This is a genomic window from Blautia sp. AM29-29, assembly GCF_003480555.1.
GTDB classification, from domain to species: domain Bacteria; phylum Bacillota; class Clostridia; order Lachnospirales; family Lachnospiraceae; genus Fusicatenibacter; species Fusicatenibacter saccharivorans.
In genome coordinates this window covers 197,192-218,290 of record NZ_QUJD01000003.1, presented here as the reverse complement: position 1 = coordinate 218,290, position 21,099 = coordinate 197,192, and the positions used below count along the sequence as shown (strand labels likewise).

Genomic DNA, 21,099 nt, shown 5'->3' with positions numbered 1-21,099 from the left:
AGCGGGAAAAACCGCAGAAAAACAGAAAGGAGAAGAAAAAATATGCAGTTATTTTATACCCCGCAGCATGCTCGTGTCGGCGATGTGATTCCTTATTATGAAGATGGGAAATTCCACCTTTTTTATCTGAAAAACTGGAATCCATATTTCGGCAGCGACAGGAAAGACGGCTGGCATCTGCTAAACACAAAAGATATGGTGCATTACGGGCCGGAGACGGCGATTGGGATTCTGGGAGGAACGGGATCTGTCATCAAGGCAGATGGGATTTACCATTTATATTACTGCGTCTTTGAACAGAATCCGCAGCGGCAGTACGTCTGCCACGCGACGAGCCGTGATCTGGACAGTTGGACGAAACACGAAGAAGAAACATTCGGACCGGACGAAACGATCTATCTGCCGACCGACTGGCACGATCCATACGTGTTCTGGAATGAGGAAGAAAACTGCTGGTGGATGCTGCTGTGCGCGCAGAGCCAGGGAAAAACAGGCCGCCGCGGCTGTGTAGGCTTATGTAAATCTGCCGATCTTCACCACTGGGAGTGCTGTGAGCCGCTGTATGCACCGCATGCGAGCATGGCTGCGTACGAGTGCCCGGACATGTTTTACGAAAACGGCTGGTGGTATCTGATCTTTTCACAGTTCACAGACCGTTTCCAGACCATTTACCGCATGAGCCGTTCCTGCCATGGACCGTGGAAACGCCCGAAAACAGATTCCTTTGACGGTCGTGCGTTCTACGCGGCAAAAAGCTGCGGGGATGGAAACCACCGGTATCTGTTCGGCTGGAATCCGACAAGGACACAGAATACCTGGAATTTCGACCCGGATCCGAACCACGAGGGATACGATTACAAAACATATGACTGGGGCGGTACGCTGATTCCGCATGAAATTTATGCACGGGAGGACGGCACACTGGCGGTAAGACCAAATCCGGCGCTGAAAGAGGTTCTGACCATTCAAAATGACGTAAAGTGGGCACCGATGAACGGCGCGTGGGAGATTGGTGAAACATCTGCCGTTGTTGATACGCCGTATGCTTATGCGTCTGCACTCAGTGAAAACGATGTTCCGCATCAGGGCTGTCTGGCATTTGATTTCACGTTTTCGGAAGGAACAGAGCGTTTTGCCGTGGCACTGCAGGTGGATGAGGAGTTTGCGAGAGGCTACTATTTCTACTTAGATCCGAAGCGGCAGCGTCTGGAGTACAAGAGCGCAATCCGTATGCATGAGCAGGGCGGATGGACGTTCCAGTACGATGTCGAGCTGGAGCGGCCGCTGGAACTGATTCCGGGGAAAACGTATTCCATGGAAATTTATATCGATGAGTCTGTGATGGAAGTCTATGTGGGCGGAACAACGGCTCTCAGTGTGCGCGCGTATGACTTGCACGACCGGAAGTTTGGTCTTGCTGTATCTGACGGAAAGGTGCGCTTTGAAAATATTCAATTGACAACGATGGGAGGGTGAGCGGATGAGTCTTTATTTTCGACCGGAAAAGGCAGTGCTGGGTGATGTGATCCCCTATTATGACAATGGTGTTTTTAAACCGTTTTATCTTCGCAATTACCGTGCGAACCGGGATGAACAGCATCAGGACAGCTGGGTGATGCTGAGCACGACAGATCATATTCATTATACGGAGCATGATACAAAAATTGTGGGCGGCACGGGTTCTGTGATCAAAGTGGATGGCCTGTATCACATGTTTTACTGTACCTTTCAGAAGCTGCCAGAGAAGAACTACATGAATCACGCCGTCAGCACCGATCTGGATGTGTGGACGGAAATCCCGGAGGACCGCTTCGCATCGGATGATGTGATCTATGAGCCGATCCACTGGAGGGATCCGTTTGTTTTCTGGAGTGAGGAGGAAAACTGCTGGTGGATGATTTTTGCGGCGCAGAAAAAAGGAAAAACGACGAGGAGAGGCTGTGTGGGTCTGTGCAAATCGAAGGATCTGCATCACTGGGACTACTGCGAGCCGTTCTATGCTCCGATGAATGCACAGTGTGCGTTTGAGTGCCCTGACTTTTTCCGGATGGGAGACTGGTATTATCTCGTCTTTTCTTCGTATGCGGACCGCTATCAGACGATGTACCGGAAGAGCAGAAGTCCGTATGGACCGTGGCAGACGCCGGAAATTGATACGTTCGACACGCGTGCTTTTTATGCGGCAAAGACGGGAAGTGATGGCGTTCACCGATACGTTTACGGCTGGAATCCGACAAGAGAAGTCAACGAGCACAATTTTGATCCGCCGGGATATCCCGGAAAAGACTGTAATACATGGGACTGGGGCGGCAGTCTGGTGGTGCATGAGCTGTGGCAGGATGAGAATGGCGATCTTTTTGTGAAGCCGATTCCACAGGTGCTGGAAGCCGTGGGATGGGAAGAACCGCTTCAGATGCAGGCACTGACAGGAGAGTGGAAGCTGGAAAAGAACCAGGCAGAGGTTGATGCACCGTACGATTTTGGTGCGCTGCTGCTGAATCCGGTGGGGGAAACGAGCCGTCTTTCCTTTGACGTCGAAGTGGACGGGGATTGTCCGAGCGTTGGAATTGCCGTGCATGTCGAAGAAACATTTACGGTCGGTTATTATCTTCTGATTGATTTTGGCCGCCGCCGGATCGAGTTTAAATCCGGAGTCCGCATGACAGAGCGGGGCGGACAGATGTTCCCATATGAGGTGGAACTGGAACGGCCGCTGCCGATGTCGACAGGAAAAAGTTTTCATGTCGATGTGATTGCAGACGGTACGATTCTGGAAGCTTATGTGGATGGCAAAATTGCGCTTGGAACACGGATGTATGATCAGACGGGCGGATGCTTCGGGCTGTATGCATCGGATGGGAAAGCGGTATTTCGGGATATAAAAGTTTTTCACGCATGATAACCTTACTGCACACGCCGTCCGCATGCGGAATCCGGCGGAGGGTCTCTTTTGAGAGAGTTATTCATTTGGGAACTTTTGCTTGCAGTTTTGCCGGAGTGTGGTAAAGTAGTAGAGGAGTTATATGAATTTCAGCGGGGGACAGAAAATCGGATCTGTCATTCCGCGTTCAGAAAGAGGATAGAACATTATGCTGAAAAAAATTGGAAGAAATGATCCCTGCTGGTGCGGCAGCGGGAAGAAGTACAAAGACTGCCATCTGGCGCTGGATGAGAAAATCAATTCTTATAAATTAAAGGGATGGAAAATTCCGCCGAAGAAAATTATCAAAAGACCGGATCAGATCGATGGGATTCGTGAAAGCGGTCTTGTCAATATTGCAGTTCTGGATTATGTGGCCGAAAACATTCATGCAGGCATGAGTACGGAAGACATCGACCGTCTGGTCGCAGAAAAGACAAAAGAACTCGGCGGAATTGCAGCACCGCTGAATTATGAAGGCTTTCCGAAGAGCGTGTGTACCTCCATCAACGATGCGGTATGCCATGGAATTCCGAACGAAGAGGAAATTCTGCAGGACGGAGATATCATCAATGTTGATGTTTCTACCATTTATAAAGGATATTTTTCCGACTCTTCCCGTATGTTTTGTATCGGTGAGGTAGACGATGTTTCAAAGAAGCTGGTGGAAGATACGTTAAAAGCCGTACAGCTCGGACTCTCCGAAGTACGTCCGTTTAACCGGCTTGGCAATGTCGGCGCGGTGATCAATGAATTTGCCCAGAGCCAGGGCTATAAAGTTGTCCGTGACATCGGTGGCCATGGCGTCGGTCTGGAGTTTCACGAGGATCCGTTCGTCAGCTATGTCACAAGACGAGATACCGGAATGCTGCTCGTACCGGGCATGGTATTCACCATTGAGCCGATGATCAATCTCGGAACGGATGAGATCTTCATCGACTCCGACAACGACTGGACTGTCTACACTGAGGACGGCGCACCGTCAGCCCAGTGGGAGGTTACGGTTGCGGTAACAGAAGATGGATATGAAATTCTGGCATATTAATTGACGCATAGAAATATGAAAGCTGTGTCTGTGGAAGAACTATTTTCCGGAGACACGGCTTTTTTCTAAAGAGAAAAGGGAGAAATACGATGCAGGATTTGGAACTGGAGATGAGCCGGTGCCGGGTTTGTCCGCGGAAGTGCGGAGCGGACCGGGAGCATGGAAAGACGGGATATTGTAAGGCGCCCTCCGGGGTTGCGGCGGCGCGGGCGGCGCTGCATTTCTGGGAGGAGCCGTGTATTTCCGGGACGACGGGGTCAGGGACGGTTTTCTTTTCCGGGTGCAATCTGCGGTGTGTCTACTGTCAGAACCATCATATTGCGGAGATGGAAAGCGGAAAAGTGATTTCGATCGGGCGGCTTTCGGATATTTTTCTGGAACTGCAGGCACAGAATGCAAACAATATCAATCTTGTGACACCAAGCCACTACGTGCTGCAGATCCGGGAGGCACTTTTTCAGGCAAAGAAAAAGGGACTTACCGTGCCGGTTGTGTATAACTGCGGCGGGTATGAGAGCGTGGAAGCCCTGCAGGCCCTGGATGGGCTGATCGATATTTATCTGACAGATTTTAAGTATATGGACTCCTCCCTTGCAAAAGTGTACTCGCGGGCAGAAGATTACCCGGAAACAGCAAAACGGGCGCTGGCGGAAATGGTGCGTCAGACAGGAGAGGCTGTATTCGATGAGAATGGTCTGATGAAAAAAGGTGTGATTGTGCGCCATTTATTGCTGCCCGGTGCTGTAAAAAATGCAAAAGCTGTGGTAAAATACGTCTATGAGACGTACGGCGATACCGTCTGGCTGAGCCTCATGAGCCAGTACACGCCGCTTCCGCAGGTGGAAAACATAAGTCCGCTGAACCGGAAAACGACAAAGCGGGAGTATGAGCGTCTGCTGGACTATACGTTTTCCCTCGGCGTCACCAACGCCTTTTTACAGGAAGGCCCGGTGGCCGAGGAGAGCTTCATTCCGGAGTTTGACGGAAGAGGAATCTGACGTTATAGTTCACTCGTGCAAAAAGGAGCTGTGCAGCAGCAAAAAGCGCTGGAAGCGCGGTTTTGTGAATGCAAGCAAAACACATTTGTCTATGATTAGATATGACTAACTATATTGTTTTAAGGAGGAAAAACTTTTGAGCAACGCAGTTGTAACACTGAAAAAAGGAGAGGGCCGCGCCTTAAAGCAGGGCGGAGCCTGGATTTTTGATAATGAGATCGCTTCGATTTTAGGAGCATATGAAAACGGAGATATCGTGCTGGTGCGCGACTTCGACGGATACCCGATGGGACGAGGTTTCATCAACGAGCATTCCAAAATCCGCATCCGTATGATGACAAGAAATATCGACCAGGAAATCGATGAAGCATTTTTGAGAAAAAGAGTGCAGGATGCTTGGGAATACCGCAAAAAAGTGACAGACACATCAAGCTGCCGCCTGATCTTTGGCGAGGCAGACTTCCTGCCGGGACTCGTAGTGGATAAATTCTCCGATGTGCTGGTCGTTCAGTCACTGGCACTTGGTATCGACAAAATGAAAATGACGATTATCCGCCTGTTGGAGGAGGTTCTGGCAGCTGACGGGGTTAAGATCCGCGGCGTGTTTGAGCGAAGTGATGCAAAAGTGCGTGAGCAGGAGGGCATGGAGCGTGTGAAAGGATTTCTCTCCGAGCCGTTTGACACCAGCGTGGAAATCGTCGAGAATGGTGTCCACTATCTCGTCGATGTCAAGGACGGCCAGAAAACTGGTTTCTTCCTGGATCAGAAATACAACCGTCTGGCTGTGCAGAAGCTCTGCAAGGACGCGAGAGTGCTCGACTGCTTTACCCATACCGGGTCGTTTGCACTGAATGCGGCATATGCAGGAGCAAAGGAAGTTATCGGCGTTGATGCATCAGAGCTCGGTGTAGAGCAGGCACGGAAAAACGCAGCCTTAAATGGTCTGGAAAACGTAGCATCTTTCGTGTGCGAGGATGTCTTTGAACTGTTGCCGCGTCTTGAAAAAGAGGGAGAAAAATTCGACGTCGTTATCCTTGACCCGCCGGCCTTCACAAAATCAAGAAACTCTATCAAAAACGCAATCAAGGGATATCGTGAAATCAATCTGCGCGGCATGAAACTGGTCAAAGACGGTGGCTATCTGTGCACCTGTTCGTGTTCCCACTTTATGGACTACGAACTCTTTACAAAAACCATCAACCAGGCGGCTCACAACGTCCACAAACGTCTCCGTCAGGTAGAATACCGCACCCAGGCTCCGGATCACCCAATTCTGTGGGCGGCGGATGAGTCCTATTACCTGAAGTTCTACACTTTCCAGGTTGTGGATGAAAAATAGAAATTCTTCCTCTGCCGGAAGCGCCGAAACGGAAAAGCGAAGTGTAAGAAATGGGAGGAATTGCCATATGATAGAACCAACACCCCATGCACAAAAGAAAAAGCACTCCCGCCAGATGGCCACAAGCTGTGAGTCGTGCGGTAATTTTGTGTATGATGAGGATTATGAGTGCTACACCTGCGAGGTGGATCTCGATGAGGATGAGATGGCACGTTTTCTGCAGGATAAATTTTACAACTGTCCGTACTACCAGCTCGGCGACGAGTATCGGATTGTGCGGAAACAGATGTAGGCAGGCAATGCGTCCGGTATACAAAGCTGCGGCGTTTGCGATAAAATACATATATAAAAGAACAGGAGGATTTTTACCATGAACAACGAAGTATTAAATGCAATCAAAACAAGAAGAAGCATCCGCAAATACAAAGCGGAGCAGATTACCGATGAGCAGCTCGATGCAATTCTGGAGGCCGGAACGTATGCGGCAACCGGCATGGGAAAACAGTCGCCGGTGATTGTTGTGGTACAGAAACCGGAGCTGATTGCAAAGCTTTCGAAAATGAATGCGGCTGTTATGGGTACAACATCCGATCCGTTCTACGGCGCTCCGACCGTTCTGATTGTGCTTGCTGACCCGGAGCGCGGAACTTATGTGGAGGACGGCTCTCTTGTCATGGGAAATCTGATGCTGGCAGCACATGCCGTTGGTGTGGATTCCTGCTGGATCCATCGTGCAAAAGAAGAGTTCGCGAGCCCGGAGGGAAAAGCCCTCTTAAAAGAGTGGGGACTTTCCGAAAATTATGTTGGCATCGGCCACTGCATCCTCGGCTATCGCGACTGTGAGTACCCGGAGGCAAAAGAAAGAAAAGCAGATTATATTGTAAGAGTATAATTATCTGCGAAAACGGCTCCGGGAGCGGCTGTGCGTTGAAAACACCCGCCCGGAGTCTATATTTTTAACCGAATCAAGCAAGTAGCGAAGCGGATTGCGAATATCCGCTTTGCTAGAGACAACAGAGGAACAGCCATGTATCGAATTATGATTGTAGAAGATGATGAAGTCATCGCCCGCGCCGTGCAGCAGAGCCTGGTTTCCTGGGGCATGGATGCGTTCTGCGTACAGGATTTTTCCAGTGTTCTCGCTGAATTTGCCGTGAAAAATCCGCAATTAGTGCTGATGGACATTCATCTTCCCTTTTTTAACGGATTTCACTGGTGCCAGGAGATTCGAAAAGTCTCTAAAGTGCCGGTGATTTTTCTTTCTTCTGCATCGGACAACATGAACATCATTATGGCCGTTAATATGGGCGGCGATGACTTTATCGCGAAGCCGTTTGATTTAAGTGTCCTGACCGCCAAAGTCCAGGCGATGCTCCGCCGCACCTACGAATTTGCCGGAGAAACGAATTTCCTCGAGCACCGCGGTGCCATGCTCGATACGGGAAGTGGTGTGCTGAATTACCGGGGAAAGCGGATTGAGCTGACAAAAAATGAGTGGCGCATTCTGCAGTCCCTTCTCGAAAATAAAGGAAAAGCCGTCAGCCGCGATATGCTGATGATGCATCTGTGGGAGTCGGACAGCTTTATAGATGACAACACGCTGACCGTCAACGTCACGCGCCTGCGGAAAAAACTGGAGGAGGCAGGACTTACAGACTTTATCCAGACGAAAAAGGGTGTCGGCTACCTGATCGCATGACGGAAGCAGAACAGGAGAAAAGGATGGAACAACAGAAAGAGGGAATCCGGCAGGAGTTTATGCTTCTTAACTGGTATTTGAAAGAGCATCTTGCATCGGCCGTGCGGATTGCCGCTTTTATAGGAGTATTTTCACTCCTCTGTTTTCTGCGCAATGTGCCGCAGGATGTCACCGTTTATATGATCGTGCTGATGGCTGCTGTCGGAGCCACAGGTTTTTGCTTTCATTATGGGAAGTACCGGAAACATCATCTGGTCTTAGCACTCCTTGCCGCCGAACCGCAGGGCAAAACAGAAGCGCTTCCGGAGGCGGACGGGCTTCTGGCGCGGGATTACCAGCAGATCATCGCATCCTACGAGCGGCAGTTTCAGGAAGAACAGATTAAGATGGAGCAGAAATACCGCGATATGATGGAGTATTACACGATGTGGACCCATCAGATCAAAACGCCGATTGCGGCGATGCGGCTGCTTCTGCAGGAGGAGGATACGCCGCTTTCGCGTGAAATGCAGAGCGAACTTTTCCAGACGGAGCAGTATGTGCAGATGGCGCTGCAGTACCTGCGCATGGAAAAAATGACATCGGATCTTGTCTTTGCAAGGTACGATTTGGATGCGCTGATCCGCCAGGCTGTGCGGAAATATGCTCCGCTTTTTATCCGCCGGAAGATTATCCTTTCCTACGAGCCGGTGCACTGCGAGGTGCTGACAGATGAAAAATGGCTCGTCTTTGTGCTGGAGCAGATTCTGTCAAATGCGCTGAAATACACGAAAAGTGGAAGCATTCACATCTATCTGTCACCGGATGCACCAAAAACGCTGGTGATTGAGGACACCGGCATCGGTATTGCGCCGGAGGATCTGCCGCGGATTTTCGAAAAAGGCTACACGGGCTGCAACGGCCGCGCAGACAAGCGGTCAACGGGCATCGGACTGTATCTGTGCCGCCAGATCATGGAGAAACTTTCGCATACCATCCGCATCGAGTCGGAGATGGGAGTGGGAACGAAGGTGTATCTTGGGCTGGATACCGTATCCCTGTAGTACATAGAGAGCTTCGCCGGGAATCTTACAGAAATGTAAGGTTGCCGGTCTTTTTGTAAGATGATCCTAAGGCAGAAGAGGGCGCGGACGGGTATAATAAGCCTTGTCAATTAAGAAAACAGTTCAGACAGAAAGGAAAATGTGACATGGCAATTCTGGAAGTAGAACATCTGAAAAAAACATATACCACGCGCCTTGGCAGCAACCGGGTGGAAGCGTTGAAAGACGTTAATTTTACAGTGGAACGGGGCGAATTTGTTGCAATCATGGGCGAATCGGGAAGCGGAAAAACGACGCTTCTGAACCTGCTCGCAGCACTAGACAAGCCAACCGGCGGACAGGTGCGGTTAAATGGAAAGAATCTCGGCGAATTAAAGGAGAAGGAGATTGCCGGATTCCGCCGCGAAAATTTAGGTTTCGTGTTCCAGGACTTCAACCTGCTCGATACCTTTTCCCTGCGTGACAACATTTATTTGCCGCTCGTGCTGGAAGGAAAAAAATACGAGGAGATGAGTCTTCGGGCAGAGCCGATTGCGAAAAAACTCGGCATCACCCAGATCCTCAATAAATACCCATATGAGGTGTCCGGCGGACAGAAGCAGCGTGCAGCCGTTGCGCGTGCGCTGATTACCAATCCGGAGCTGGTTCTTGCGGATGAGCCTTCCGGCGCGCTTGATTCCCATGCAGCGGATGGCCTCATGAAACTGTTCGGGGAGATCAACGAGGAGGGCCAGACGATTGTTATGGTAACGCACAGTGTGAAGGCGGCCTGCTCGGCGAAGCGTGTGCTGTTCATCAAGGATGGCGAGGTCTTCCACCAGCTGTATCGCGGTTCTTTAGGGCGCGATGAGATGTATCAGAAGATCTCCGATACGCTGACAATTCTTGCGACGGGTGGTGAACGGGATGAATAATCTGCTGTATGCCAGACTGGCAAAAACAAATTTGAGCAAAAACCGTCAGAATATTCTTCCGTATCTGCTGTCATGCATCGGCACGGTGGTGATGTTTTTTATCATGGATACACTGGCGCAGGGAAGTGGCTTTGATTCCATGATCGGAAAAGATACGATCCTGACAGTGATGGGGATGGGAACCTATATCATTGGCCTGTTCGCGGTGATTTTTCTGATTTACAGCAACAGTTTTCTGGCAAAAAGAAGAAAAAAAGAGTTCGGTCTGTTCCAGATTCTCGGCATGGAGAAAAAGCATCTGGCGAAGATCCTCTTTTTTGAGAGTCTGTATCTGTGGGCGGCATCGCTTGGAATCGGTATTCTGCTCGGTGTGTTGCTGTACCGCCTGCTGTTTCTGGTGCTGATGAAGCTGACCGGACTGAACGGAACAATTGGTTTTGCGTTCAGTGCAAAAGCCATGGGAAGTACGATGCTGCTGTTCGGCCTGACTTTTGTGATCAATTTTCTCTTAAGCCTTCGCCAGATCCACGTCTCACAGCCGGTCGAACTGCTGCACGGCGGCGCGCAGGGTGAGCGGGAACCGAAAACGAAGCTTTTGACGGCGGTTCTTGGATTCATGCTTCTTGGTGTTGGCTATTATCTGGCTCTGACCAGCCAATCCTCGATGGACGCACTTGATAAGTTTTTTAATGCAATCGCCTTGGTTATGGTGGGAACGTACTGCCTGTTTTCTGCTGGAAGTATTGCATTTTTGAAAATTCTGAAGAAAAACAAGAATTACTATTACCAGACACGCCATTTTACAAGCATTTCGGGCATGCTGTACCGCATGAAGCAAAATGCGGTCGGTCTTGCGAATATCTGTATTCTGTCAACGGGTGTGCTTCTGGTTATCTCCATCAGCACATGTTTGTGGACGGGAATTGAGGAGGTTACCTATACGCGGTTTCCACATCAGATTTCGATCGAAGCAAATACTGGCGTGAGCGGCATTATGAAGACGGTGGAACCGGTCAGTCAGAAGATGATAGAGAAAGTGAAAACTGGGATTGATCAGCATCTGGAAGAAAAGCAGCTCAGAAAAAAGTATGAAAGTGATCAGAGATACTATGTTATGCTTGCTGCTGTAGATAGAAACAAAGTAGAAAAAACACAGTCAGATGATGCTGCGGCGAGCACACTGATAAAAATCATGGAAGAGTCGGAGTACAATCAGGTAACCGGCGAACAGGTAGAGCTGGAACCAGGGCAGGCTCTGGTTTTTCAGGCAAAACAGAAAAATTATGGATATGACACGATTGAACTGGGAAATCAGATGTATGAAGTAAAAAAATGGAATACCAATAAAAAATCGTACATTCTGGATGAGAAGACGCAGGTGTATGAGACAATGACGGTGGTGACGCGGAACCATGAAGCAAAGGAAGCGTATGCGGCTGTGCAGGGAAAGGAGCCAGAAGGATACAGTTGGGAATATGCTCTGGATCTTATCGGGGATGCCGGCGAACAGATCACTGTTGGAGATGAGATTGAGACGATACTGACGGAATCATCTTTTAACGGATGGGTGGAAGTGCGCGAAAAAGAGCGCAATACGGTTTACAGTCTGTATGGTTCACTTCTGTTTTTAGGTGTTTTCGTCGGCGCGCTGTTTTTGATGGGTGCTGTTATGATTATCTATTACAAGCAGGTTTCAGAAGGCTTCGATGACCGAAAAAGGTTCCAGCTTATGCAGAAGGTCGGCATGAGCCGCAAAGAAATCCGTCAGACGATTCAGTCACAGGTGGTAACGGTCTTTTTCATGCCGCTCGCGGTGGCCGTGGTGCATACAATGGTAGCGTTTCCATTGACCAAGCGTATCATGGCAATGCTGAATTTCCCGGACAGCAATCTGTTTCTGGCTGCAACAGCAATTACGATTGCGGCGTTTGCCGTGGTTTACCTGATCGTCTATGTGCTGACGGCGCGGGCGTATTACAAAATTGTGGAATAAAAAGATGTACTTTTTTTAAAACATCAGCGCGGCTTTGAAAAAAACTTAACAAAAAACGATGAGAAAAAGACATCCGGCGCAGACGGAAAATCTGTGGAGGATGTCTTTTTTGCTGTTCTATTTATAAATGCCGTTGACGGTAACTTTGAAAAGAGCTTCTTTTCCGTTGAGTTCGTCTTTTCCATAGTCTTCCGGGAAAGTGACGGTTACATCTACGCTGTCGCCCGGGTGATGACCGATGAGCTGTTCTTCAAAGTCATCGATGTAAGTATGAGAACCGATCACAAGATCAGCGCCGTTTCCTTTTGTGTTTCCTCCCTGGAATTCCACGCCGTCAATGGAGCCGACATAGTCGATATTGACGGTATCACCGTCCTCAATGGTGAGGGAAGTGTCGGTCTGCAAAGAGGCAGAAGCCGAAGTGGAGGCTGATGAGGCGGATGCGGCCGATGAGGCTGTGGAGGTATCCTCCGAGGCACTTTTGACAGAGAGTCGTTTGGAATCGAGTACGCTGGCAATAATAAGGCCGACGATCACAACGACAATCAGAGCTGGTCCGGCCCAGCTCCAGATCTTTTTGTAATGCGCTACTTTCGCTTCGTGCTCCCGCTCTTTGGCACGCCGTTCCCTGGCAGCTTTTCTGTTTTCTTTGTTCATAAAAAGGATCTCCTTTGCGCTTTTACGACTGCAATCGTATTTTATAATATCAAGTATATCATAAAAATATGGTAAAAGTGTGAAAAAAATAACACGATCCAACATTGTCAATGCTCAAAAATGACGATATAATGAGTGCAAGTGAGTCAAATGAAAATTTATTTTCAGTTGACGAACGACGAATGTCGCTTACGCGGCAGCGTAAGATTGAGTGCAAGTGAGTCAAATGAAAATTTATTTTCAATTGACGAACGACGAATGCCGCTTACGCGATAGCGTAAGATTGAGTGCAAGTGAGCCAACGCGGCGAGTAAGGGAGTGAATAAAATGGATGACTGGAGTAGTTTCAGAACGACGACATCCGAACAGCAGCGCCTCCGGGCTGCACTTTCCGGCTTTTGTGAATTGCAGGATCTTCCGGAAGAACAGCGAGCCGCATATACCGCATACCTGCGGAAACGCATCCGTCCCGCTGTCGAAATGCTGATTCGTGAGGATGATTTTTCAAAGCTGGAACGTATTCTGCAGACTGGATGGCTGTCCGATGCAGACCGAAAACGTTTTCTCAACCTTGCTGCCGACCAGCAGAAATGGCAGGCCTTCCGCATTCTCCTGAACCGGAGCTCACAGGATCCGATGCAGGAGAATACGGAAAGCAGAAAAACAGAAGCTGCGATTCAAAAAGAAAAGCCTACAAAAGAAAAAGAAGCGCTGGCGCTCCGGCTTTTCGAAGAAGCCCGCAAAAACCTCTGCTGGCTGTACCCGGAACTTGGTGAAGCGATTCTTTTCTTTCAGCATCAGCCATCCGACAGGACAAAAGCCATCACATCCGACGGTCATACGATATATTTTAACTCCGATTTTGTACTCCGTATGTGTACCGAAAATTCATCGTTCCTCAAGGAAGGCTATCAGCATCTGCTGCTGGAATGCATCCGCCGGTTTGGAAAAGAAACACCGGAGCCGGAAAAAGAAGAACAGTCCCCGGTTTCATGGCTGATGCCGGAAAAAGAAGAACAGTCTCCGGTTTCATGGCTGGTGCCGGGAAAAGAGCCGGAACTTATCGAGTCTTTTCAATCAGTCTGGAAACGTGCTTCCCGCAAGTTGGAGGAAAACTACGGCACCGGCGGCCTGCGGCGAGGTCAGAACTGCGGTGGGAAAAAAGAAACTCTGTCCGGGATCGAAAAAAGAGCGTACGATTACCGCCGCTTTCTGAAACGCTTTACCGTTACCCGCGAGGAAATGGAGCTGGATCTCGACAGCTTCGATCCAGTCGCTTACCATTATGGGCTTATGTATTACGGAAATTTCCCTTTCATCGAGCCGCCGGAGACGCGCGAGGGAAACCGTCTCGAAGAGCTGGTTATCGCGATCGACACATCCGGTTCGTGCAAAAGAGAAATTGTAGCAAAATTTCTCGTTGAGACGCGCAGCATTCTTGAAGAAAAAGAAAACTTCTTTTCTCGATGGAACGTCTGCCTGATCCAGTGCGACAGCTTCGTGCAGGATGTCACGATGATCCATTCCCCGAAAGAATGGGAAGCTTACCGTGAAACAATTACCATCAAGGGCCGAGGCGGAACCGATTTCCGTCCTGTCTTTCAGAAAGTGGAAGAGTTGCGGGAACAGCACGTATTCCGAAACTTAAAAGCGTTGATCTATTTTACCGACGGAGACGGAATTTATCCCGAACAAAAGCCCGATTACGAGACGGCATTCGTCTTTGTCAGACAGACCGAAAAAATGAATCTTGTCCCCAAATGGGCAAAAAAACTGCTGACAGAAGAATGTACTCTTTGAACACAACTGACAAAAAAGCATCTCGCAAAATCAAAAACAGAAAGATTTCGAGAGTACATAAAGAGTGCACAAGATAAGAGAGAACATATGAACATACAAGAAGCAAAAGAGACAATTGAAAAAGCCCTGCGCGCATACTTTGCAAGAGATGAAATTGGTTTTCCGCTGGTTCCGCTCCGGCAGCAGCGTCCCATTCTCCTGATCGGCCCGCCGGGCATCGGAAAAACGGCAATTATGGAGCAGATCGCAGAAGAGTGCGGTGTGGGGCTTGTCGCCTACACGATGACACACCATACGCGTCAGAGTGCCATGGGCCTTCCGGAGATCTGCACACGTGGAATCGAAGGGAAAATGGTACATACAACGGAATACACGATGAGCGAGATCATCGCCTCGATCTATGACTGCATGGAGCAGACCGGAAAGAAGCGGGGTATCCTCTTTCTCGATGAAATTAACTGCGTCTCCGAGACCCTCGCTCCGGTAATGCTGCAGCTTTTGCAGGACAAAAAATTCGGCAATCAGCACATCCCGGATGACTGGCTGATCGTGGCCGCCGGAAATCCGCCGGAATATAATAAATCTGTGCGGGAATTTGATGTGGCAACGCTTGACCGTGTGCGGAAGATCGAGGTGCTTCCCGAGCTTTCCGTGTGGCTTTCCTATGCAGAGAAAAATCAGATCCACAGCGCCGTGACAACGTACCTTATGGCACACAGTGACCATTTTTATTCTGTTTCGCAGGAAGCGGATGAGAAGCGTTTTGTGACAGCACGCGGCTGGGAGGATTTGTCGGCAGTGCTGAAAAGTTATGAAATCCTGCATTTTCCGGTCGACGAAGCACTGATCGGACAATATTTGCAGGAAGAAAAGACGGCGGAGGAATTCAGCTCGTACTACAGGATTTACGAAAAATATGGACAGGATTACGGTGTAGAGGAGATTCTGACCGGTGCATTTTCCGGAAAAATCATGGCAGAAAAACAGAAGATGGCGGCAAATGGTTCCGCAGAAGAGCGATCTGTACTGCTGTCTCTGTTTCATGCGGCACTTCAGAAAGAGGCATCCGGCTGCCAGAAGCAGGAGCACACGGCAAAGGAGCTCTCCGAGTGCTTTCGCCAGTTTACCGGGCTTTGCAGGCAGAAAAAAGATGAGACATACGCATCCTGGCTACAACAGAAAGAGCAGGGATTTGCAGTGTGCAAACAGCAGGGACTGCTGAAAAAGGGCGAGGAAGAAACGAATGCGCGGGTCTTGAAAAAGTTAAAAAAACTCGAGGAGACCGCTAAAAAATGTCGCAAAACCGATTCAGATCAGATGAAAGAGCTTTTTGAAACGGTATGTGAACTGGAACAGGAAAAAGTGGAGAAGGAAGTAAAGGATGTGAAACTGCAGATCCGCCGTGCTGCTGAATTTTTACAGAACAGCTTTCCGGGCGGAGCAGAAGTGGTGCTGTTTGAAGCAAATCTGGCGCGAAGTCAAGCGTTACGGAGCTTTTTGATTGAGAAAAGCATGGATGCCGAATGATAAGCGGCCACTTTGGAAAGAAGAAAATGGTTCTGAAAAGCCCATTTCTGGAGAAAAATGATTTGAAAGGAAGAGGAAGAACAGGACAGAGGAAGGAAGAAAAAGATGAATTATAAAATGATCCTGCAGTACGATGGCACGCGCTATAACGGCTGGCAGAAGCAGGGAAATACGGACAACACGATTCAGGGCAAGCTCGAAACGCTGCTGTCCAGAATCGCAGGAGAGCCGGTGGAGATCCACGGCGCGGGCAGAACCGATGCCGGCGTCCATGCGGCGGGACAGGTCGCAAATGCAAAGTTCCATACGGATCTATCCGATGAAGAACTTCTGCAGACAATCAACCATTATCTGCCGGAAGACATCGAAGTCACCAGCCTCGCGCGGATGCCGGAGCGCTTCCACAGCCGTCTGAATGCGGTGGACAAAACATACGAATACCGTATCGTGATCGATGGCAGAAAGCATGTTTTCGAGCGGAAATACGTGTATTTTCCGGAAGCACCGCTCGATGTGGAAAAAATGAAAGAAGCATCGAAAGCGTTTATCGGAACGTATGATTTCAGGAGCTTCTGTGCCAACAAACGTATGAAAAAATCGACAGTACGGACGATTACCGGAATTGATTTCTGCGAGAAAGACGGGATTCTTATCATTTCCTATACCGGAACCGGTTTTCTGTACCACATGGTGCGGATCCTGACCGGAACACTTGTGGAGGCCGGGATGGGAAAACGGGATATCGCATCAATGATGGAGCTTCTCAAAGCAAAAAATCGCGAAAGTGCGGGTTTTCTTGCACCGGCATGCGGACTCCTGTTAAAAGAAGTCCGATATGAATAACCGAAATAATCAGGGCAATGCACCAGCCTTTTTTGCATAAAAAACCGAAAAAAGGCTGTGAATTGATAAATGCAGCATAGAAAAGAGAAAGGATGAGGTGAAAAGCATGTTTCAGAAGAAAAGAAATACTTTTCATGGCGGCGTTCACCCGTACGAGGGAAAAGAGCTCTCCAAGGACAAACCGATTGTCAAAGCGCAGCCGGGCAACTTATTGTATTACGCAGTGTCACAGCACATCGGAGCGCCTGCTGTGCCGACCGTACAAAAAGGCGACCATGTAAAAGCGGGACAGAAAATCGCAGAAGCGGGAGGATTTGTTTCGGCTCCTGTTTACGCATCGGTTTCCGGCATGGTAAAAGGAATTGAGAAAAAAGTTTCCGCGGCCGGTTCTCCGGTGGACTGCATCGTTGTGGAGAACGATGGGATGTATGAAAAAGAAGCATTTGAGGAGTGCCCTCATTGGGAAAAACTCGACGCAGATACGATCCGGAAGAAGATCAAAGAAGCCGGAATCGTCGGAATGGGAGGTGCGGGTTTCCCGACACACGTCAAGGTATCACCGAAAGATCCGTCAGCGATTGACCACATTCTTGTCAACGGTGCCGAGTGCGAACCATATCTGACAAGCGACTACCGCAGAATGATCGAGAAGCCGGAAAAGGTGATCGGAGGTTTAAAAATTATGCTGCATATGTTCCCGAGGGCAAAGGGAGTCATCTGCATTGAAGACAACAAACCGGACTGTATCGTGAAGTTCCGTGAGCTGCTGCTTCCGGAGGATAACATTGAGGTTCTGGAACTTAAAACGAAATACCCGCAGGGTGCCGAGCGTATGCTGATCTATGCAGCAACGGGGCGAAAGGTAAATTCCTCCATGCTGCCGGCGGACGCGGGCTGTATCGTGGACAACATCGACACCGTAACCGCTATTTACCAGGCAGTCCGCTTCGGCGAACCGCTGATGAGCCGTATCGTTACCGTGACAGGAGATGCCGTACAGAATCCGTGCAACTTTGAAGTGCCGGTCGGCATGCTCTTATCCGAACTTTTAGAGCAGGCAGGTGGTCTGAAAAACGAGGCATCCAAGATCATCTGCGGCGGTCCGATGATGGGAAAAGCCCTGTTTACAATGGAGGTTCCTGTAACCAAGACAACATCTGCACTGACCTGCCTCACCGAGGATGAAGTATCTGCGCTGGCACCATCTGCCTGCATCAACTGCGGACGTTGCGTTTCCGTCTGTCCGGGTCAGATTCTTCCGGCCCGCCTTTCCGTTTTTGCGGAGCACGGAGAGGAAGAGAAGTTCCTGAAATACGGCGGAATGGAGTGCTGTGAATGTGGCTGTTGTTCCTTTATCTGCCCGGCAAGACGTCCGCTGACGCAGGAAATCAGCTCAATGCGTAAAGTGCTTCTGGCAAAGAGAAAGAAGAAATAGGGGGATCTTACATATGAATGGATTATTACACGTATCATCTTCCCCACACGCGCGGTCCAAGGTGACGACAGACAAAATCATGTTTGCCGTCCTGCTTGCCCTTGCCCCGGCAGCCTGCGTGGGAGTCTGGAATTTCGGCCTTCGGGCACTGCTTTTGATTGTGATTTCGATGGCAGTCTGTCCCCTGACGGAATATCTGTATGAAAAAGGAATGAAGAAACCGGTGACGATTGCCGACGGCAGTGCACTGGTAACCGGCCTTCTGCTGGCCATGAACATGCCGGTGCAGGCGCCTCTTTGGATGCCGGTGATCGGCGGTGTGTTTGCAATTCTCGTCGTAAAACAGCTTTTCGGCGGTCTTGGCCAGAACATTATGAACCCGGCGCTTGCAGGAAGATGTTTCCTTTTGATTTCCTTCCCGGGTCATATGACAAACTTCGCTGCCCCGGCAGCCGCACACCTCGTGGATACCGTATCCGGTGCGACACCGCTCGCCGCAGCAAAAGCAGGAGAGCAAGTGAATCTGCTGTCTATGTTCCTTGGAAATACGACCGGAACGATCGGTGAGACTTCCGCACTGGCACTTCTGCTTGGCGGCATCTTCCTTGTCTGCATTCATGTGATCGACCTCAATATTCCGCTCATCTACATTGGAACAGAGCTTTTATTTGCCCTGATTTTCGGCGGCCACGGTTTTGATATCAATTTCCTTGGCGCGCATCTTTTTGGCGGTGGTCTGATGCTTGGCGCATGGTTCATGGCAACCGATTACGTTACCCGCCCGATCACAAAGAAGGGACAGTATATCTACGCGGTCATTTTAGGACTTCTGACTGGCGTATTCCGTATCTTTGGAAATTCGGCAGAGGGCGTTTCCTATGCCATCATCTTTACCAACCTTCTGGTTCCGCTTATTGAGCGCGTGACCGTGCCGGTTGGATTCGGAAGAGGAGGCAAGAAGAAAGCATGAATAAAATAGTAAAAAATGCACTGATTCTTGCGGCGATTACGCTGATCGCCGGCCTGCTTCTCGGTGCGGCCCACCAGGTAACCTTAGAGCCGATCCAGAAACAGCAGGAAAAAGAAAAACAGGAATCCTGCCAGAACGTATTCCCGGAGGCAGTTTCCTTTGAAGAAGTAACAATGAGCGATGCAGAACAGGCAGAGCTTACGGCAGCACTGATCGGCCACGGTTTTGAAGCACAGACGATTGACGAACTGCTGCTTGCAAAAGACGCATCCGGCGCGACGATCGGCCTGGTTGAGATCATCTCCACAACCGAAGGCTATGGCGGCGGCATGCAGTTCTCGATGGGAATTGCATCGGACGGAACGACAAAGGGAATCTCTTTCCTGTCACTTTCCGAGACGGCCGGCCTTGGTATGCGTGCCGACACAGACGATTTCAAGAATCAGTTCAAGGATAAAAATGTAGAAGCATTCTCCTACACAAAATCCGGCGCATCCGCGGATGATGAAATCGATGCGCTGAGCGGAGCAACTCTGACAACGAACGCTGTAACAAACGGTGTCAATGCAGGAATCTGCTGTTTTAACTACTGCAGTGAATCCGGTCTGCTTTCCGGAGAGGGAGGGAACTCATGAGAAAAGATACGCCGCTGGAACGGCTTTATAATGGTATCATAAAAGAAAACCCGACCTTCGTCATGATGCTGGGTATGTGTCCGACGCTTGCGGTTACCACTTCTGCAAAGAACGGTATCGGCATGGGCCTTGCGACGATGGTCATCCTGACCGCCTCCAACCTGATGATTTCCCTGCTTCGGAAAATCATCCCGGACGGCGTGCGTATGCCAGCATACATCGTTGTTGTGGCATCGTTTGTAACCATCGTGGAATTTTTGATGGAAGGTTTTATTCCGGCACTCTATTCCGCCCTTGGCATCTACATCCCGCTGATCGTTGTAAACTGTATCATCCTGGGACGCGCCGAGGCATATGCTGGAAAACATGGTCCGATCCCGTCTTTATTTGATGGTATCGGCATGGGCCTTGGATTTACCGTCGGCCTGACCCTGATCGGTATGTTTCGTGAGCTGATCGGAGCCGGAACCCTGTTCGGTATCCAGGTAATGCCGAGTGCTTACGAGCCGGTCAACATCTTCATCATGGCGCCGGGTGCATTCCTTGTGCTGGCAATGCTCGTTGCGATGCAGAACCGCATCAAACGCCAGAAGTCAGAGAGAACCGGAAAACCGGCAGTCCCGGCAGAAGAGACCGGCTGTATGGCATGCGCCAATAAGGCATACTGCCAGGCTGTGAAAGGAAAGGAGGAAGCGAAATGAAAGAACTGATTTTAATTGCGATCGGTGCGGCGCTGGTGAACAACGTTGTCTTAAGCCAGTTCCTCGGCATCTGTGCTTTCCTCGGTGTTTCCAAAAAGATGGATACGGCGGCCGGTATGGGCGGAGCGGTTATTTTTGTCCTCACGATTTCTTCATTTGTGACAGGTCTGATTTACAAATTTATCCTGGCACCGGCAGAACTTGATTATCTGAAAACGATCGTTTTCATTCTTGTCATCGCGGCGCTGGTACAGCTCGTTGAGATGTTCCTGAAAAAGACGATTCCGTCTCTGTACCGAGCGCTCGGCGTTTACCTTCCGCTGATTACAACAAACTGCGCGGTACTCGGTGTGGCACTCATCAACGTACAGAAGGATTACACGATTCTGCAGGGTACGGTTTACGGTCTGGCAACCGCAATCGGCTTTACAATTGCCATGGTGCTGATGGCCGGCCTGCGGGAAAAGATGGAGTACAACGATATCCCGGAGTCATTCAAAGGAATGCCGATCGTTCTTCTTACGGCTATGCTGATGTCAATGGCATTTATGGGATTTTCCGGAATGATCTAGGAGGGATG

General features: G+C 49.6%; 20 protein-coding genes. 19 read left to right on the top strand and 1 reads right to left on the bottom strand.

Annotation, left to right across the window (positions count from 1 at the left end; all coding sequences use genetic code 11):
* Nucleotides 1-42 precede the first annotated feature (42 nt).
* The 11 genes from DW769_RS03705 (at nucleotide 43) to DW769_RS03655 (ending at nucleotide 11,951) form a co-directional block, all read left to right on the top strand.
* A complete protein-coding gene (locus tag DW769_RS03705) occupies nucleotides 43-1,476 on the top strand; it encodes a glycoside hydrolase family 32 protein (RefSeq protein WP_118749985.1) in 1,434 nt (477 codons plus the stop codon).
* Nucleotides 1,477-1,480: 4 nt separating this feature from the next.
* Nucleotides 1,481-2,899, top strand: a complete 1,419-nt coding sequence (locus tag DW769_RS03700) for a GH32 C-terminal domain-containing protein (protein WP_118749976.1) — start codon at nucleotides 1,481-1,483, stop codon at nucleotides 2,897-2,899.
* A 190-nt stretch (nucleotides 2,900-3,089) separates the two neighbouring features.
* Nucleotides 3,090-3,965: a methionyl aminopeptidase gene (locus DW769_RS03695; protein WP_022461385.1), complete on the top strand. Its 876-nt coding sequence runs from the start codon at nucleotides 3,090-3,092 to the stop codon at nucleotides 3,963-3,965.
* 89 nt (nucleotides 3,966-4,054) lie between these two features.
* Nucleotides 4,055-4,963, top strand: coding sequence for a radical SAM protein (locus DW769_RS03690; protein ID WP_242991110.1), 909 nt, complete (start codon nucleotides 4,055-4,057; stop codon nucleotides 4,961-4,963).
* 136 nt (nucleotides 4,964-5,099) lie between these two features.
* Nucleotides 5,100-6,302 (top strand): class I SAM-dependent rRNA methyltransferase, encoded by a 1,203-nt coding sequence (locus tag DW769_RS03685; protein WP_118749975.1) that lies wholly within the window; start codon nucleotides 5,100-5,102, stop codon nucleotides 6,300-6,302.
* Nucleotides 6,303-6,417: 115 nt separating this feature from the next.
* Nucleotides 6,418-6,594 (top strand): DUF6472 family protein, encoded by a 177-nt coding sequence (locus DW769_RS03680; protein WP_226906373.1) that lies wholly within the window; start codon nucleotides 6,418-6,420, stop codon nucleotides 6,592-6,594.
* A 78-nt stretch (nucleotides 6,595-6,672) separates the two neighbouring features.
* Nucleotides 6,673-7,194 carry a nitroreductase family protein gene (locus tag DW769_RS03675; protein ID WP_022461381.1) on the top strand — a complete coding sequence of 174 codons (522 nt, stop codon included), beginning with the start codon at nucleotides 6,673-6,675 and terminating at the stop codon, nucleotides 7,192-7,194.
* 135 nt (nucleotides 7,195-7,329) lie between these two features.
* Nucleotides 7,330-8,001, top strand: coding sequence for a response regulator transcription factor (locus DW769_RS03670; protein WP_117509267.1), 672 nt, complete (start codon nucleotides 7,330-7,332; stop codon nucleotides 7,999-8,001).
* 23 nt (nucleotides 8,002-8,024) lie between these two features.
* A complete protein-coding gene (locus tag DW769_RS03665; RefSeq protein WP_199688469.1) occupies nucleotides 8,025-9,044 on the top strand; it encodes a sensor histidine kinase in 1,020 nt (339 codons plus the stop codon).
* 146 nt (nucleotides 9,045-9,190) lie between these two features.
* On the top strand, nucleotides 9,191-9,958 hold the full coding sequence (locus DW769_RS03660) for an ABC transporter ATP-binding protein (RefSeq protein WP_055219485.1): 768 nt from the start codon (nucleotides 9,191-9,193) through the stop codon (nucleotides 9,956-9,958).
* Complete coding sequence (locus tag DW769_RS03655; RefSeq protein ID WP_118749974.1) at nucleotides 9,951-11,951, top strand: ABC transporter permease; 2,001 nt, start codon at nucleotides 9,951-9,953, stop codon at nucleotides 11,949-11,951. The genes DW769_RS03660 and DW769_RS03655 overlap by 8 nt, the downstream gene beginning before the upstream one ends.
* A gap of 117 nt (nucleotides 11,952-12,068) precedes the next feature.
* On the opposite strand, the gene DW769_RS17165 is transcribed toward DW769_RS03655, so the two are convergent.
* Complete coding sequence (locus DW769_RS17165) at nucleotides 12,069-12,608, bottom strand: FKBP-type peptidyl-prolyl cis-trans isomerase (RefSeq protein ID WP_330425650.1); 540 nt, start codon at nucleotides 12,606-12,608, stop codon at nucleotides 12,069-12,071.
* Nucleotides 12,609-12,935: 327 nt separating this feature from the next.
* Here DW769_RS17165 and DW769_RS03645 point away from each other — a divergent pair, with 327 nt between their 5' ends.
* The 8 genes from DW769_RS03645 (at nucleotide 12,936) to rsxA (ending at nucleotide 21,091) form a co-directional block, all read left to right on the top strand.
* Nucleotides 12,936-14,408 carry a vWA domain-containing protein gene (locus tag DW769_RS03645; protein ID WP_118749973.1) on the top strand — a complete coding sequence of 491 codons (1,473 nt, stop codon included), beginning with the start codon at nucleotides 12,936-12,938 and terminating at the stop codon, nucleotides 14,406-14,408.
* Nucleotides 14,409-14,495: 87 nt separating this feature from the next.
* Entirely contained in the window at nucleotides 14,496-15,935 is a 1,440-nt protein-coding gene (locus DW769_RS03640) for an ATP-binding protein (protein WP_118749972.1), read from the top strand.
* A 105-nt stretch (nucleotides 15,936-16,040) separates the two neighbouring features.
* The gene (truA, locus tag DW769_RS03635; RefSeq protein WP_117509425.1) at nucleotides 16,041-16,778 is read left to right on the top strand and encodes a tRNA pseudouridine(38-40) synthase TruA; all 738 of its coding nucleotides are present in this window, start codon (nucleotides 16,041-16,043) and stop codon (nucleotides 16,776-16,778) included.
* Nucleotides 16,779-16,884: 106 nt separating this feature from the next.
* On the top strand, nucleotides 16,885-18,213 hold the full coding sequence (gene rsxC, locus DW769_RS03630; protein WP_118749971.1) for an electron transport complex subunit RsxC: 1,329 nt from the start codon (nucleotides 16,885-16,887) through the stop codon (nucleotides 18,211-18,213).
* 13 nt (nucleotides 18,214-18,226) lie between these two features.
* Nucleotides 18,227-19,183, top strand: coding sequence for an RnfABCDGE type electron transport complex subunit D (locus DW769_RS03625; protein ID WP_118749970.1), 957 nt, complete (start codon nucleotides 18,227-18,229; stop codon nucleotides 19,181-19,183).
* Entirely contained in the window at nucleotides 19,180-19,818 is a 639-nt protein-coding gene (locus DW769_RS03620) for an FMN-binding protein (RefSeq protein WP_118749969.1), read from the top strand. The genes DW769_RS03625 and DW769_RS03620 overlap by 4 nt, the downstream gene beginning before the upstream one ends.
* Nucleotides 19,815-20,519: an electron transport complex subunit RsxE gene (gene rsxE, locus DW769_RS03615; protein ID WP_118749968.1), complete on the top strand. Its 705-nt coding sequence runs from the start codon at nucleotides 19,815-19,817 to the stop codon at nucleotides 20,517-20,519. The genes DW769_RS03620 and rsxE overlap by 4 nt, the downstream gene beginning before the upstream one ends.
* Nucleotides 20,516-21,091 (top strand): electron transport complex subunit RsxA, encoded by a 576-nt coding sequence (rsxA, locus tag DW769_RS03610; protein ID WP_118749967.1) that lies wholly within the window; start codon nucleotides 20,516-20,518, stop codon nucleotides 21,089-21,091. Before rsxE ends, rsxA begins: the two co-directional genes overlap by 4 nt.
* Nucleotides 21,092-21,099 lie beyond the last annotated feature (8 nt).

Coding starts and splice junctions, on each gene's coding strand:
- DW769_RS03700 (WP_118749976.1), top strand. CDS start 1,481: ATGAGTCTTTATTTTCGACCGGAAAAGGCAGTGCTGGGTGATGTGATC.
- DW769_RS03640 (WP_118749972.1), top strand. CDS start 14,496: ATGAACATACAAGAAGCAAAAGAGACAATTGAAAAAGCCCTGCGCGCA.
- rsxC (WP_118749971.1), top strand. CDS start 16,885: ATGTTTCAGAAGAAAAGAAATACTTTTCATGGCGGCGTTCACCCGTAC.
- rsxA (WP_118749967.1), top strand. CDS start 20,516: ATGAAAGAACTGATTTTAATTGCGATCGGTGCGGCGCTGGTGAACAAC.
- DW769_RS03660 (WP_055219485.1), top strand. CDS start 9,191: ATGGCAATTCTGGAAGTAGAACATCTGAAAAAAACATATACCACGCGC.
- DW769_RS03665 (WP_199688469.1), top strand. CDS start 8,025: ATGGAACAACAGAAAGAGGGAATCCGGCAGGAGTTTATGCTTCTTAAC.
- DW769_RS03670 (WP_117509267.1), top strand. CDS start 7,330: ATGTATCGAATTATGATTGTAGAAGATGATGAAGTCATCGCCCGCGCC.
- DW769_RS03705 (WP_118749985.1), top strand. CDS start 43: ATGCAGTTATTTTATACCCCGCAGCATGCTCGTGTCGGCGATGTGATT.
- DW769_RS03625 (WP_118749970.1), top strand. CDS start 18,227: ATGAATGGATTATTACACGTATCATCTTCCCCACACGCGCGGTCCAAG.
- DW769_RS17165 (WP_330425650.1), bottom strand. CDS start 12,608: ATGAACAAAGAAAACAGAAAAGCTGCCAGGGAACGGCGTGCCAAAGAG.
- DW769_RS03675 (WP_022461381.1), top strand. CDS start 6,673: ATGAACAACGAAGTATTAAATGCAATCAAAACAAGAAGAAGCATCCGC.
- truA (WP_117509425.1), top strand. CDS start 16,041: ATGAATTATAAAATGATCCTGCAGTACGATGGCACGCGCTATAACGGC.
- DW769_RS03645 (WP_118749973.1), top strand. CDS start 12,936: ATGGATGACTGGAGTAGTTTCAGAACGACGACATCCGAACAGCAGCGC.
- DW769_RS03695 (WP_022461385.1), top strand. CDS start 3,090: ATGCTGAAAAAAATTGGAAGAAATGATCCCTGCTGGTGCGGCAGCGGG.
- rsxE (WP_118749968.1), top strand. CDS start 19,815: ATGAGAAAAGATACGCCGCTGGAACGGCTTTATAATGGTATCATAAAA.
- DW769_RS03620 (WP_118749969.1), top strand. CDS start 19,180: ATGAATAAAATAGTAAAAAATGCACTGATTCTTGCGGCGATTACGCTG.
- DW769_RS03690 (WP_242991110.1), top strand. CDS start 4,055: ATGCAGGATTTGGAACTGGAGATGAGCCGGTGCCGGGTTTGTCCGCGG.
- DW769_RS03655 (WP_118749974.1), top strand. CDS start 9,951: ATGAATAATCTGCTGTATGCCAGACTGGCAAAAACAAATTTGAGCAAA.
- DW769_RS03680 (WP_226906373.1), top strand. CDS start 6,418: ATGGCCACAAGCTGTGAGTCGTGCGGTAATTTTGTGTATGATGAGGAT.